At 42.1% G+C, this 13,676-nt stretch carries 12 protein-coding genes; 3 read left to right on the forward strand and 9 right to left on the reverse strand.

From position 1 onward, the window contains the following. Nucleotides 1-108: 108 nt before the first annotated feature. From tyrS to metK, 6 genes are all read right to left on the reverse strand, one after another. Nucleotides 109-1,407 (reverse strand): tyrosine--tRNA ligase, encoded by a 1,299-nt coding sequence (gene tyrS, locus FIU21_RS11285; protein WP_004361041.1) that lies wholly within the window; start codon nt 1,405-1,407, stop codon nt 109-111. Nucleotides 1,408-1,512: 105 nt separating this feature from the next. Further along, on the reverse strand, nt 1,513-1,812 hold the full coding sequence (gene yidD / locus FIU21_RS11290) for a membrane protein insertion efficiency factor YidD (RefSeq protein ID WP_036886720.1): 300 nt from the start codon (nt 1,810-1,812) through the stop codon (nt 1,513-1,515). Further along, nucleotides 1,812-2,237, reverse strand: a complete 426-nt coding sequence (gene rnpA / locus FIU21_RS11295) for a ribonuclease P protein component (RefSeq protein ID WP_004361045.1) — start codon at nt 2,235-2,237, stop codon at nt 1,812-1,814. Before rnpA ends, yidD begins: the two co-directional genes overlap by 1 nt. 84 nt (nt 2,238-2,321) lie before the next feature. Continuing rightward, nucleotides 2,322-3,077 (reverse strand): uroporphyrinogen-III synthase, encoded by a 756-nt coding sequence (locus FIU21_RS11300; protein ID WP_004361046.1) that lies wholly within the window; start codon nt 3,075-3,077, stop codon nt 2,322-2,324. 6 nt (nt 3,078-3,083) lie between these two features. Continuing rightward, complete coding sequence (locus FIU21_RS11305; RefSeq protein WP_036886710.1) at nt 3,084-4,016, reverse strand: DUF4271 domain-containing protein; 933 nt, start codon at nt 4,014-4,016, stop codon at nt 3,084-3,086. 6 nt (nt 4,017-4,022) lie between these two features. Further along, nucleotides 4,023-5,315, reverse strand: a complete 1,293-nt coding sequence (gene metK / locus FIU21_RS11310) for a methionine adenosyltransferase (protein WP_004361050.1) — start codon at nt 5,313-5,315, stop codon at nt 4,023-4,025. Nucleotides 5,316-6,433: 1,118 nt separating this feature from the next. Here metK and FIU21_RS11315 point away from each other — a divergent pair. Then, a complete protein-coding gene (locus FIU21_RS11315) occupies nt 6,434-7,729 on the forward strand; it encodes a Fic family protein (RefSeq protein WP_004361051.1) in 1,296 nt (431 codons plus the stop codon). 343 nt (nt 7,730-8,072) lie between these two features. On the opposite strand, the gene FIU21_RS11320 is transcribed toward FIU21_RS11315, so the two are convergent. Next, nucleotides 8,073-10,889: a M16 family metallopeptidase gene (locus tag FIU21_RS11320; protein ID WP_004361052.1), complete on the reverse strand. Its 2,817-nt coding sequence runs from the start codon at nt 10,887-10,889 to the stop codon at nt 8,073-8,075. 311 nt (nt 10,890-11,200) lie between these two features. Continuing rightward, complete coding sequence (gene xerA, locus FIU21_RS11325; protein WP_004361053.1) at nt 11,201-12,145, reverse strand: site-specific tyrosine recombinase/integron integrase; 945 nt, start codon at nt 12,143-12,145, stop codon at nt 11,201-11,203. A gap of 75 nt (nt 12,146-12,220) precedes the next feature. On the opposite strand from xerA, the gene aroQ reads away from it, so the two are divergent. Both aroQ and FIU21_RS11335 read left to right on the forward strand, forming a co-directional pair. Further along, a complete protein-coding gene (aroQ, locus tag FIU21_RS11330; protein WP_004361054.1) occupies nt 12,221-12,640 on the forward strand; it encodes a type II 3-dehydroquinate dehydratase in 420 nt (139 codons plus the stop codon). A gap of 32 nt (nt 12,641-12,672) precedes the next feature. Next, nucleotides 12,673-13,338 (forward strand): O-methyltransferase, encoded by a 666-nt coding sequence (locus FIU21_RS11335; protein WP_004361055.1) that lies wholly within the window; start codon nt 12,673-12,675, stop codon nt 13,336-13,338. Between the two features lie 130 nt (nt 13,339-13,468). Here the strand turns inward: FIU21_RS11335 and FIU21_RS11340 are convergent, their stop codons facing one another. Next, nucleotides 13,469-13,642 (reverse strand): hypothetical protein, encoded by a 174-nt coding sequence (locus FIU21_RS11340; RefSeq protein WP_155812519.1) that lies wholly within the window; start codon nt 13,640-13,642, stop codon nt 13,469-13,471. Between the last annotated feature and the right edge of the window lie 34 nt (nt 13,643-13,676).

Consider the following 13,676-nt stretch of genomic DNA (forward strand, 5'->3'; position numbering starts at 1 on the left):
TGAATATTATGTAGGAATTCAAGGGGAGTGGTTAATTAAAAAGCCTTGCAACGCCACAATGGACGTAGTAAGGCTTTTCATAGTTATGTATTGATAGTTTGTGAAAACTTATTTCACAATAATCAGAGAGTAATTCTTCTTACCTTTCTGTACGAGGAGATACTTACCATCAATAAGGTCCTCAGCTGTTACTGGCTGGTCAAAAGCTGCGAGTTTTTCCTTGTTGAGCGCTACGCCACCGCCCTTAACGAGCTTACGCATCTCACTCTTGCTTGGGAATATCTGCATACCTTCCTGATTGAAGACATCAACTGCAGGCTGACCAAGTACGTCCTTTGATACCTCGTAATGTGGAACATCCTTGAAGACATCAGTAAAGGTCTGCTCGTCTAACTGCAACAAGTTCTCCTTTGTACTCTTACCAAAGAGGATGTTAGAGGCTGCTATCGCCATATCAAGGTCTTCCTGAGAGTGAACCATACGGGTAACTTCCTCTGCAAGACGGTACTGAAGTGTACGACGACCTGGGTCTTGACGATGCTCTTCAATAAGATTATCGATAACATCCTTCTCCAAAGAAGTAAAGATCTTTATATACTTCTCGGCATCATCATCACTAACATTCAACCAGAACTGATAGAAGGCATATGGTGTTGTACGGTTGCGATCGAGCCATATATTACCGCTTTCGGTCTTACCAAACTTCTTACCATCCGCCTTTGTTATTAGTGGACAAGTAAGGCAATATGTCTCAGTTTCGTTACCTAAAGTACGACGGATAAGCTCTGTACCAGTAGTCATATTACCCCACTGGTCATTACCACCCAACTGCAACTTAACACCAAACTTCTCAAAAAGATAGAGGAAATCGTAACCCTGCAGAAGTTGATAGGTGAACTCAGTAAAGCTAAGTCCATCGTGACTCTCGCCACTCAAGCGCTTCTTCACACTATCCTTAGCCATCATGTAGTTGACAGTGATGTGCTTACCAACCAATCGAGCGAAGTCAAGGAAGGTGAAGTCCTTCATCCAGTCATAGTTATTAACCATCTCAGCCTTGTTTGGCTCGTTACCATCGAAGTCAAGGAACTTACTTACCTGCTTCTTGATAGCCTCTTGGTTATGGTAAAGTGTTTCTGTATCAAGGAGGTTACGCTCCTGACTCTTACCAGAAGGGTCACCAATCATACCCGTAGCACCACCAACGAGGAGGTAAGGCTTGTGTCCACAACGCTGCAAATGACGCAACATCATGATACCACAAAGGTGACCGATGTGCAATGAGTCAGCTGTTGGGTCAGTACCCAAGTAAGCTGAAACCATCTCTTTCTGAAGCATTTCCTCAGTACCTGGCATCATTTGAGCCAGCATACCACGCCAACGGAGTTCTTCTACAAAGTTCTTCATCTATATCTTTATACTTTAAGGAGTCAAGGGATAGAAGACTTTAAAAGCGTTCTGCCCTATCTTCATAAGCCTCAACTCTGTATTAATATTCTATTGTGAGCATCGTTAGGGCACTGGGTCATAACCACTACCGCCCCACGGATTGCATCTTAATATACGCCAAATTGTAAGTGCCAAACCCTTAAAAGGTCCATGCTTTAGGATAGCTTGTCTACCATACTCCGAACAAGTAGGAGTGAAGCGACAAGAAGGTGGCGTAAAAGGAGATATGAACTGGCGATAAAAGAGTATCGGAAGTATCAACAGCCATGATAAAACACGTGTGAAAAGACGCCATAGCTTGGCAAATACATTTTGAGATTGCTGCTCACATGGCATACTCTCGTTTCTCTCCTTCTCATCCATCATATCCGTTCTCCTATTCTTTGAAGCAGGTTACAGACCCGCTGTTCAATTGTAACAGAATCTATCAATTCGTTTGAAAGCCATATAAAAGCTATCAACAACTGCTTATCTGTTTGTTCATTCACACGGAGCGTGACAAAACTCTTGTGCTTACGATAAGCCTCACGTACCTGCCGTTTCACCCTATTGCGCTTTACGGCACGTTTGAAATGCTTCTTCGGAACACTGACTAACACCTGTACATTTGGCTCCTCAGCCGTTTTATCCGACACAGAAGTCTCTGACTTACTATCAATCAGTCTATATACAGCCTTCAAAGGGAATGCTGTCATCGCATGACTTCCACCAGTTCCAAAGAGCGTATCTATGAGCTTCTTGCTACATAGACGTTCTCCTTTTCTTAGTCTTTCTTCATGCTTTTCCATTCCTTATCAGCCTTTATTTACCGTATGTCCGGTACTGATGTCGGCTCCTTCCCCATCCTTTCAGATGAGGCAGAAGCCGTTATATTATTTATTCTTCTTCTCTTTCTCCAAGAAAGCACGCAATGCACCTGTCATAGAAGGATACTCCTGAGATGGAGCCTGAAGGTCAAGTCTTAATCCTTGTGCCTCAACTTCCTTCGCTGTAGCAGGACCAAAGGCAGCTATCTTTATGTCTCCCTGCTCAAAGTTAGGGATATTCTCTTTCAGAGCCTTTACTCCTGTTGGGCTAAAGAAGACAAGCATATCATAATCAAAGTTCTTAACTTCTTCCTCTGTTAAGCCATTGCTCACCGTACGATACATCACACATTCCTTGTGCTTGAGCTTATTTGCATCCAACAACTCGCTCAGAGCCTCCGTATGTACAGAACTCTGCGGAACAAGGTACTTCTCAGTCTTATGCTTAGTCATTGTAGGGATAAGACTATCAATCTTTCCCGTATTACCAAAGAACACCTTACGTTTGCGGTACTGAACATACTTCTGGATATAAAGAGCAATCGTTTCAATCACACAGAAATACTTCATATCCTCTGGGATAGTGACACGCATTTCCTTAGCGAGATTAAAATAATTGTCTACAGCATGACGAGAAGTAAATACCACAGCGGTATAATCCAACAGGTTTATCTTCTGCTGACGGAACTCTTTCGCTGAGAGTCCTTCCACTTTAAAAAATGGTCTGAAAACCAGTTCCACTCCCAAGTCTTCCGTTATGTCGTAATATGGCGACTTATCGCTTGACGGCTTTGGCTGTGAAACCAAGATCTTTTTTATCATCGTGTCCTAAAAGTTTATTATCAAATAGTTATCTGTAATGAACAAAACGCCCCACAATACCATCAACGGCATCAATTCGAGCGCACAAAAGTACAAAATTATTTGCAGACTGGCACCCATTCTCTTAAAAAAGATACTGTAACTCTTATAAAAAGCAAGCATTTTGACGCATAACATAACAATTAGTGTATAAATCAATGCTGTATGGAGTGACAAAGAGAAGTAAACCAGCAAGAGTACTATCGGGAACAATAAGACTCCTTCCAAAGAGGAAAGAAACACCTGTGTTCGCCTCCATTGTCCATTATTTTTCCTATCAAAGAACACCCAGTTTACGAATCCATAGACCAAATACTTGAATAGGAAATAAGCGACAAACACGCCAAAAAAGCATCCTATCGCTCCAAGTTGTGTATCATTCGGAAGCCTACCGCCCCCTAAATTTCGCGCAAATAAATAATAGAGAATACTTCCTAACAAAGAGGTTTGTGCTATCAAGATAGTCTGAAAGCGCATCTCTTCATTCGTTTCAATAGCCAACTCCTTACTGCGACTTACACGAAAGAAACTCTTTATCTGTCGTTCTATGAAATTTCTCGATAGAGAAAACGCCACCATCGCCATCACAAAACAACCTAAGAGCATTGCTGCAATAACATTATCATTGCTTACAGCATAAGGAGCAAGAACGCCCAAAACTCCATCAGCATGATTGTTTCCTCGTTCTAACTTGAAAAACTTATTCCCTTTAAAGTAGCCTTCTTCTGCAAATTTGAAGTCCGTCAGCTGAAACTTCTTCTGTTTTTTAGGGCGCAACAAGATAGACGAGTCAGTTTTCTGACCCGCCTTACCCTCAGAATCGACATTCGCCTTCTTCCCTGCTGCCAATGTTGACTTTAGCAATAGAGAAGGGCGAACAATGGAATCAGTTGTCGGCATTATCTATTAGAGTCCGAATGTCTTTTTAATATCCTCTACTCGATCGAGCTTTTCCCATGTGAAAAGTTCAACATCAACTGTCTTCTTCTCATGATAACGACTTTCAAAGGTCTTCTTAACAACCTCATTCTGACGCCCCATATGACCATAAGCAGCTGTCTCCAGATACATTGGCTGACGAAGTTTCAGTATCTTCTCAATAGCCTTTGGACGAAGATCAAACAGTTTCTTCACCATCTCAGCTATCTCACCATCAGTAGCCTTCACATGTGAACGACCATAGGTATTCACATAAACACTAACAGGCTCGGCAACACCAATGGCATAAGCCAACTGTACGAGAATCTCATCGCTCAAACCAGCTGCCACCATATTCTTTGCAATATAGCGTGCTGCATAGGCTGCAGAACGGTCTACCTTACTTGAGTCCTTACCAGAGAAGGCACCACCACCATGACCGCCTTTACCGCCATAAGTATCAACGATAATCTTACGACCAGTCAAACCAGTATCACCATGAGGACCACCAATCACGAACTTACCCGTTGGATTGACAAGATACTTGATATTATCGTTGAACAAGGCAAGTACTTTCTCCGATGTTATCTGTGCCTTTACGCGTGGCATAAGAATCTCAAGTACATCCTTATGAATCTGCTCAACCATCTCTTTATCAGCCTTCAACTGTGCCTCACGTGAGTCGTCAGCAGGCTTGATAAAGTCGTCGTGCTGTGTTGAAACAACAATAGTGTCAATTCGCTGTGGGATATTGTCATCGCTATACTCCACTGTCACCTGACTCTTTGAGTCTGGACGGAGATAAGTCATCTGCTTACCTTCCTTGCGGATGTCAGCCAACGTGGTCATAAGGAGGTGTGCCAAGTCGAGTGTCACAGGCATATAATTGTCTGTCTCGTTACATGCATAACCAAACATCATACCCTGATCACCAGCTCCCTGATTCTCAGCATCACCATTGTCAACACCACGGTTGATATCATCACTCTGCTCATGAATAGCAGAAAGAACACCGCAGCTATTGCCATCAAACTGATACTCAGCCTTTGTATAACCGATTTTGTTAATTGTCCTACGAGCAATTGTCTGAAGGTCAACATATTCCTTAGACCTTACCTCACCCATAATCACTACCTGACCTGTAGTATTAAAGGTTTCTATAGCGCAACGTGCATCCTCGTCGTAAGCCAAGAACTGGTCGAGCAATGCGTCGCTTATCTGGTCGGCAACCTTATCTGGGTGTCCCTCAGATACTGATTCCGATGAAAACAAATATGCCATATATTTATCTACTTTTTATGTTTGTATTTACTATTAACTCTCTGTTTAAGAGTGCAAAGTTACTGCAACTTAGCGGGATAACAAAATAAATAGGTAAGATTTATACATTATTGGGTGATAGATGATGGGTGATGGGCGGTGAATGTTGGGTGATGATGAGCAGTAGTATTCGGTGTTAAAAGGTGAATGATGAAGAAAATACAATCAAAGATTACCCTTTCAAAATCCACTTTATTTGAGAAGTCAATAATTACATCGGAGCTATTTTAGTATTATTGTCGCATAATTTGCGACGATATAAACCTTAAATCGTCGCATAAAATGGTTCTTCTGTTAAATATGTGGACGCTTTTCGTATTGCTTTAACAGAAGAACCATAGCTACTCATTAAACAAAAACATGGCTACGACAGTCAACTATCTATCCTATTATTATCCTCTGTTATTGAAAATATTTTCGTTTTAAGACTTCAAAAATATGCAGACAAGGGCTTGAAAAATCATTACATAATCTCAAATAAGACATCAAAAAATAACAGCAAAACCACATATAAGAGGCAGGTTTGCAATCAACAGAGTATCAATTAGTTACCAAATAACAAAATAAAAGGTGCTTAATTGGACTTCAAAAGGGCGTTAGTAAGAGCCTTAAAGGGCATCTTTTGCAACCCAAAAGGGCGTCTTTTAGAAGCCAAAAGAGCATGTATTGGGTTTGATCTGTACGAAAATAATTTACAAATATAATTTAACAAGGGAATAAGCAGGTTGTAGATGACAAATAGACATCGCACCTAATTACATTTATTATATAGTTACCCCCCTTATAAAACCATCTTATTGGAGGTAAGCTTACCATGTATGTGGATTAATCTCATTCTATTAACAATCTATACATTTAACGGAAGAGCCAAATATTGGGTGGTAATGAACAGTAGATATTAGGTGTTAAATGATGGAGGATGACGAATATAGCTATCCTACATTTCTTCTCCAAGAACGTCGCAAAATATGCGTTATTTGAGAATTTATTTGGAGTTTCGGCATTATTTAAGTATTTTTGTCGCATAATTTGCGACGATATGAGACACAAATCGCCGCATAAATGATATAATAAGGATGATGTATATACACGAAAGAGACAATTGGACTGACTTCCGTTGGGACACTTCAAAGGTGGAACTACTCCAAGAAGAGGTATTCCGTAAACAGGGTTTGCTTTATGGGAGATTGGCTTCACTGGGCTTTGACAGCAAAATACATGCTATGGCAGAGAACCTTACTTATGATATAGTGTATTCTTCAGAAGTTGAAGGCATCCGCCTCAACGTGGATCAGGTCCGTTCTTCCATAGCAAGAAAACTTGGGATTGAGAACGTAAAACAGACTGCACCATCTCACTATGTTGACTCTGTTGTCAACGTAATGCTCGAAGCTGTACAGCATTATGACATGATTCTCACAAAAGAAAGATTATATGCTTGGCAAGCTGCATTCTTCCCTTCTGGCTACAGTGAAGGTAGCCAGATAGAGATTGGACAGTACCGAACAAACGAGGAGCATATAGTCAGTGGAATATTTGGACGCGAGAAAATTCACTATATTGCTCCTTCTCCAGACCGTATTGAAGAAGAAATGCAAAAGTTCCTCAGATGGTTTAATAAAGAAGAACCTGTAAGTAGTGTCATACGTTCCGCCATTGCTCATTTTTGGTTTGTAAGCGTTCATCCATTTGAGGATGGAAACGGACGATTAGCACGTATTCTTTCAGATATGCTCTTGGCACGCGGCGAGAAAAGTAGGTTCCGTTTCTACAATATTTCATCACAGATAAACAAGGATAAGAAGCACTACTACGACATTCTCGAACGAATGCAGCGTGGAGATGGCGACGTTACGGAGTGGTTAGTGTGGTATATGCAGAAATTGGTGGATGCACTTGACGAAGCTGGTGCCACCGTCACAACAATCTTAAACAAGAGCTTCTTCTGGCAGAAAGCATCGGTTGTGCCTATGACAGAACGACAAACACAAATGCTCAATCTATTTCTTGACGGCTATGAGGCAAAGATAACATCAAGGACATGGGCAACGTTAGCAAAATGTTCGAAGGACACTGCCATTCGTGACATCCAAGATCTGGTTGACAAGAATATCCTTGTAGAAAGTATACCTGGCGCAAAACGACCAAGCTATTCCATCGTTTATGACAAAGAAGATTTAACTCAATTCTTCACGGATGTGAACATAACAGAGGAAAATGGCGTACCATATCTTCATGCATTATTTAAGGCTAAGAAGCCTATACGCGAAAGAATTACAAAGCTTGATGCTGACCGTTACCTGAAAGGTGATTTGTTATTGAATGATTTGCTCAATAAATACTGTTCGTATATGGTTGCCGACAATAAAGACTGATGACTCTCTATCTATGCAAATGAAGTATATAAATACAAAGGAAGATGATAGTTCCGTGTGCATAAAAAGTAGACATCGTAAAATCGATAGGTTCTACAAGCATTTTATCGACTAAAGAAAGAGAGTCCATTTGCCAGAAATGACAAATGGACTCTCTTTCTTTTAAATGATAAAAAGCTATCTCCTACAAATTCTTTTCATGAAGAAAAAGATTTATTTACATGAAGAGAAATATTTATTTTCACGACAATAAATATTTATTTTCATGAAAATAATTCGCAGTTGATAGTCTATTGAATGAAAAAGGACCCATGAGAGTCCTTTTTCATACACAGAATACGTATTATTTCGCTGGTGTCATCACCACTTCGGCATGGTTACCTGCTGCCAAGATTTGCTTCAAATGAGCAGCAAGCTTAGCTGGAGTGATAGCCTCAATGGTCTTTTTGTAGTTAGTATGAAAGTCTACACCTGTCATAATATAAGTATAGAGAACACTCATCCATGCGCCATTATTCTTAGCAGCAAGGTCTGCATTCTTCAGCATCAAGTCTTTAACTTTCTGAACCTTGTCGGCATCCATCTTGACAGTGTTGTCATTCATACCCTCAGCAAGGAGCTTAACAGCAAGCTCAGCCTTCTCTGGATCCATCGGACAGTAGCTCTGAACAATAGCGACAGCCTTGTTACCAAGACGGCGTAACCTGCCGCTTGCGCTTACAGAATAAGCTGCGCTGGCATCTTCACGAATGCTCTTCAAGTAAACCATTGAGAGCACCTGAGCTGCAGCATCAGTAAGAACGTCGTTCTCAAGCGTGTAAGCCATTGGCGCATGCCACATCTCGAAGGCAATCGCTTTTGGTGTTTCAGATTTATTTGTGAACTTACTAACGACCTTACCATTCACATAGCTTGGCACTTCCTTCCAATTCTCAACTTTACCCTTAGGCAGACATGCAATGTACTTCTCAATCAATGGACGGAGTGTAGCCTCATCAAAGTTACCTACGAAGTAGTAAACGAACTGACCAGGATTAGCAAAACGCTCCTTCCAAATCTGTAAGATACGGTCGTAATTAACGTTCTTCAATGTGTTCAATGTCATTGGAGCGAAACGTGCTTCGTGACCATAAATAGTCAAACTGAGCGAATCGCCGAATACGCTCTCAGGTGAGAGGTCCTTGTTCTTCAGTGCCAACTCCATTTGTGCCATCAATGCCTTGTAAGAATCTTCGTCCTTAGCAATATTGGTGAAGTTGAGGTAAAGCAACTGCATCATCGTCTCAATGTCCTTTGGAACACATGAACCAGCTACTGTCTGATAGTAGTTTGACATGCTGCAGCCCATTGAGGCCTGCTTACCAGAGAGTGCCTTCTGCAATTCCTGACGTGAGAAATTACCCAAACCACTGTAACCGAGGACAGCATCAAAGAGTTGTAAGTTGCTAAAGTCAGCCTTACCATAGAGCCCCTTACCGCCCTTCGCAGAAGCTTGGAACTGAATTTCATTGTCCTTGAAGTCGGTCTTCTTCAGAATAACACGTGCGCCATTGCTCAGTGTCAACTCCTTATAACCAAGTACCTTATTCTCCTTCTCACTGACAATCTTACCAGCCTTAGGGAGTTTCTTCTCATCGAGCAGTGGCTCCTGCTTTACGTTGTCAACGTATGGCTCAATCTTCTCAGCACGTACAGTACTGATTGTCTGTGCCATCTGAGCCTCTGTTGGGTAAGTAGCACCAGCCTTCTCCTGTGCAAAGATATAAGCTACGAAGTTACTATCCTTATCCGTGATGAGTTCCTGTGCATACTTATTGATAACGTCAACGTTCAATGCAGGCATCTCAACCAACTGCTTCATAATCTGATAATCATCCTCCTTGCTTGGGATTGGTTCGTTAGCAAGATAGTGATCACGGAGCTCATCGCCATACTGTGCATTCTTAATCTTATTACGGTTTACGTAAGCCGACTCAATTTGAGAGAGGTATTCAGCCTTCATACGGTCGTACTCGCCTGCTGTAAAGCCATACTGACGAACGCGCTGTGCCTCACGATAGATAGCTGCAAGTGCTTCGAGGTCCTTGCCTTCCTTTGCATCAGCTGCCATATTGAAGGCTGCCTTTGGCTTAGAAAGCATGTAATCGCCATCGTAAGAATAAGCACCAGTGAAAGGACAGTCAGCCTTCTGAGCCAACTCAGAGAGTCGCTGATTGAGCATCATGGTAATGATGTTCTTTGCATAAGAGTCTACATAGTAGTACATATCGCCCTTCTGTGCGTCAGGGAAGGCGTCATGCTTCATACTGAAACCAACCTGACTGTAAGGCATCTCCTTATCTTTACCAAACACGTAGATAGCGTCCTTGGTGTCTGGCACAGCCTCTTCTACAACCTGTGCAGCATTGGCAGGAACAGTAGCGTTTGCCCAAAGCTTCTTAATCTCATTCTCAGTGTGGTCTACATCAATATCACCTACAACGATGATACACTGATTATCTGGACGATACCACTTCTTATAATAATCGCGGAGGTCCTGATAAGGGAACTTGTCAACAATGCTCATCAAACCTATTGGCATACGATGACCATACTTTGAGTTAGGATAGAACTTTGGCAACACGTCATCATAGATTCGCATCACTGGTGTACGGCGCAGCTGCCACTCCTGATGAATAACACCACGTTCCTTATCTATCTCCTTGTCAGCAAGTGTCAAGCCGTTTGACCAGTCCTTAAGAATCAACAGACAAGAGTCGAGTGCTGTCTGACGAGCAGTAGGTACGTCGCAAATACGATAGACAGTCTGGTCAATACTGGTGTAAGCATTCAAGTTGCTACCGAACTCAACACCGAGTGAACGGGTGAATTCGAGGAGCGTTGAGTCAGGGAAATGCTCTGAACCATTGAATGCCATGTGCTCAAGGAAGTGAGCCAAACCACGCTGATTATCGTTCTCTTGAATAGAACCAACACGTTGTGCAATGTAGAAGTTAGCTACATGCTCTGGCCATTCGTTGTGAAGGATGTAGTAAGTTAAGCCATTGCTGAGCTTACCTTGTCTTACGTTCTTATTCACAGGGATAGGTCCCATCTGCTGTGCAGAGACCATTCCAGTGACAAAGAGTAAGACGATTAAGAATAAATGTTTGATTTTCATCTTAAACGTTGTTTGTAATTTAATATTAGTTTTATGGCGCAAAGATACATAAAAATCCGTTACGCAATCCGATTTTTTTATTTTTTATATATTGACAAACCCAAATCGTTCATTAGAGCCTAAACATATTTTGTTTTATTATCGAGCAGATTGTTTGGTTTTGGAACGCAGGCGTAGCGGGCTACGTCAAGTTACAAAGACACACAAGATGCCGATAAGAAAATAAAAGATGTTAGGAAACAATACCATAGTAATAAGAACAATACATATTGTGATCTAATGATCGATTTAGGTTAAAGTATCAATAAAGATTATTCTGTCAATAAGTCCATCTGCTGATGCTCGTTATACTGGATATTACGAGGGTGATGTTCGAGTATTTCTTGTCGTAGTGTAGAGGTATCAATATGCGTGTAAATCTCTGTTGTTCCGATACTTTCGTGTCCCAACATTGCCTGAATTGCACGCAAGTCGGCACCACCTTCGAGCAAGGAAGTGGCAAAGGAGTGGCGAAGGGTATGTGGGGAAATTGTTTTCTTAATACCAGCTTCAACCGCATATCGCTTAATCATGATAAGAATCATCGTACGAGTCAGGTGCTGTCCACGACGATTTAGGAAGACATAATCCTCCTCTCCGGGTTTGATTTTCATCACATTACGATCGGCAAACCAATAGTTTAGCTCGTCTAAAGCACGCGGTGAGATTGGAACCAAGCGTTCCTTCGAACCTTTACCCATCACTCGGATATACTGTTCTTCAATATATAGGTTGGAAAGTTTTAGGTTGGTGAGCTCCGACACACGCAGTCCACAAGAGAACAAGACTTCGATAATGGCACGATTGCGATGTCCTTCCCATTTTGATAGGTCTATCGCTTGCTCTAAGAGGTCTACTTCAGCCGTGGAAAGAACCTCTGGTAGGTGGTCAGGTTGCTTTGGTGACTCTAACAACTCAGTCGGATCTACTTCTAAATAACCATCAATAACGAGGAAACGATAGAACTGGCGCACCCCACTGAGAATGCGTGCCAAAGAGCGAGGACCAATACCAAGGTCGGAGATAAAGGCTGCAAAGTATTCTAAATCTTCTAACTTCACATCCAACACATCGACCTGTTCCACAGCAAGATAGCGAAAGAGCTTATCCACATCACGCATATAAGCATCCAACGTATTCGCCGAGTAGCCTTTCTCTAACTTCAGATAACGGCGGTAACGGCTGACAATATCCTTTGAATTCTTGTCTGTTTCCATTTAATTTCTTATTTTTGCATACTGCAATTTATATGCAAAGATACATCAAAAAACGATATTTGAGAAGAAAGAGATATGAAAGTAATCATTATTAATGGTCCCAACTTGAACCTGTTAGGGGTGCGTGAACCTGAGATATATGGTAGTCTGTCTATGGACACCTTCCTTTCACAACTGCGTGAAAGCTATCCTAACTGTACTATTGACTATTATCAAAGTAATGTTGAGGGCGAACTCATCAACAAACTACAGGAGACTGGCTTCTCATATGATGGCATTATCCTCAATGCTGGGGCTTATACACATACAAGTATTGCGCTTTTAGATTGCATTCGCTCTCTACAAACGCCAGTGATTGAAGTACATATCAGCAATGTTAACGACCGCGAGGACTTCCGTCGCCACTCTATGATTGCCCCAGCCTGCAAGGGAACTATTCAGGGCTTTGGTCTTAACAGCTACAGATTGGCTATAGAAGCATTGTCGCTCCTATAACCTTTCAACACTCATCATCCCCATTATAACCCATGCCAACAACCAACACCTATACTTCTCTCACTGACGAAGCGGGCTGCGATGCCTATCTTGCCTCGCATATTGATCCAGAAGGCGATTATCTTTATCGTCTTTATCGTGCCACAAATATTCATACTATTCACGGACGTATGGCAAGCGGACACCTGCAAGGTCGTCTCTTGAAGATGCTTGTACAGATGATACGTCCTAAGAATATCCTCGAAGTGGGTACTTTCAGTGGATACTCGGCTATCTGTATGGCGGAGGGATTGGAGGAAGATGGCAAACTCTATACCTTTGAAATCAATGACGAGATGGAAGATTTCACCCGTCCTTGGATTGAAGGGTCGCCTGTTGCCGACAAGATTGACTTCCGTATCGGTGACGCTGCAGAAGAGGCTCCGAAGTTGGGGATTCTATTTGATATGGCTTTCGTTGATGGTGACAAGCGCAATTATACGGAGGTATATGAGAAACTGCTACCTATCATCCGTTCTGGTGGCTATATCCTCGCTGACAACACACTGTGGGATTGGCACGTCATCGACCCAGCCTACGACCACGACCAACAAACGATTGGCATCCGCCGTTTCAATGACTTTATTGCTAAAGACGACCGAATCGAAAAGGTTATTCTCCCATTACGCGATGGGTTAACGCTGATTAGGAAGAAATAAAAGCTACACCCAAAAGCCTCACCCCCAACCCCTCTCCAAAAGGAGAGGGGAGTGATCACCGCAAAGGGATAACCTTAACGATTTTATAATCCATTCGTCGCATTTGGTTTCATAACCGATAGCAATGTGGTTAGCCCTCAACACCACTGGTGCTTACCATCCGCACCACACGTGCGGGGCGTTCGCACCACATGTGCAGAGCCTCAACACCAAACATCCAAAGCCCAACTTCCATCCCCAAACATCCGCATTTCATCACCACCCAACACCCATTATCCAACACCCAACACCTAACAGCCAGCATAAAAGTTTGTGTTTTTTTCAAACTTTCAGTACCT

This window comes from Prevotella melaninogenica, assembly GCF_013267595.1.
Classification (GTDB): Bacteria; Bacteroidota; Bacteroidia; order Bacteroidales; family Bacteroidaceae; genus Prevotella; species Prevotella melaninogenica_D.

Bases quoted from the DNA above. Each gene is read 5' to 3' on its own strand.
- tyrS (WP_004361041.1), bottom strand. From the start codon at position 1,407: ATGAAGAACTTTGTAGAAGAACTCCGTTGGCGTGGTATGCTGGCTCAA.
- yidD (WP_036886720.1), bottom strand. From the start codon at position 1,812: ATGGATGAGAAGGAGAGAAACGAGAGTATGCCATGTGAGCAGCAATCT.
- rnpA (WP_004361045.1), bottom strand. From the start codon at position 2,237: ATGGAAAAGCATGAAGAAAGACTAAGAAAAGGAGAACGTCTATGTAGC.
- FIU21_RS11300 (WP_004361046.1), bottom strand. From the start codon at position 3,077: ATGATAAAAAAGATCTTGGTTTCACAGCCAAAGCCGTCAAGCGATAAG.
- FIU21_RS11305 (WP_036886710.1), bottom strand. From the start codon at position 4,016: ATGCCGACAACTGATTCCATTGTTCGCCCTTCTCTATTGCTAAAGTCA.
- metK (WP_004361050.1), bottom strand. From the start codon at position 5,315: ATGGCATATTTGTTTTCATCGGAATCAGTATCTGAGGGACACCCAGAT.
- FIU21_RS11315 (WP_004361051.1), top strand. From the start codon at position 6,434: ATGTATATACACGAAAGAGACAATTGGACTGACTTCCGTTGGGACACT.
- FIU21_RS11320 (WP_004361052.1), bottom strand. From the start codon at position 10,889: ATGAAAATCAAACATTTATTCTTAATCGTCTTACTCTTTGTCACTGGA.
- xerA (WP_004361053.1), bottom strand. From the start codon at position 12,145: ATGGAAACAGACAAGAATTCAAAGGATATTGTCAGCCGTTACCGCCGT.
- aroQ (WP_004361054.1), top strand. From the start codon at position 12,221: ATGAAAGTAATCATTATTAATGGTCCCAACTTGAACCTGTTAGGGGTG.
- FIU21_RS11335 (WP_004361055.1), top strand. From the start codon at position 12,673: ATGCCAACAACCAACACCTATACTTCTCTCACTGACGAAGCGGGCTGC.
- FIU21_RS11340 (WP_155812519.1), bottom strand. From the start codon at position 13,642: ATGCTGGCTGTTAGGTGTTGGGTGTTGGATAATGGGTGTTGGGTGGTG.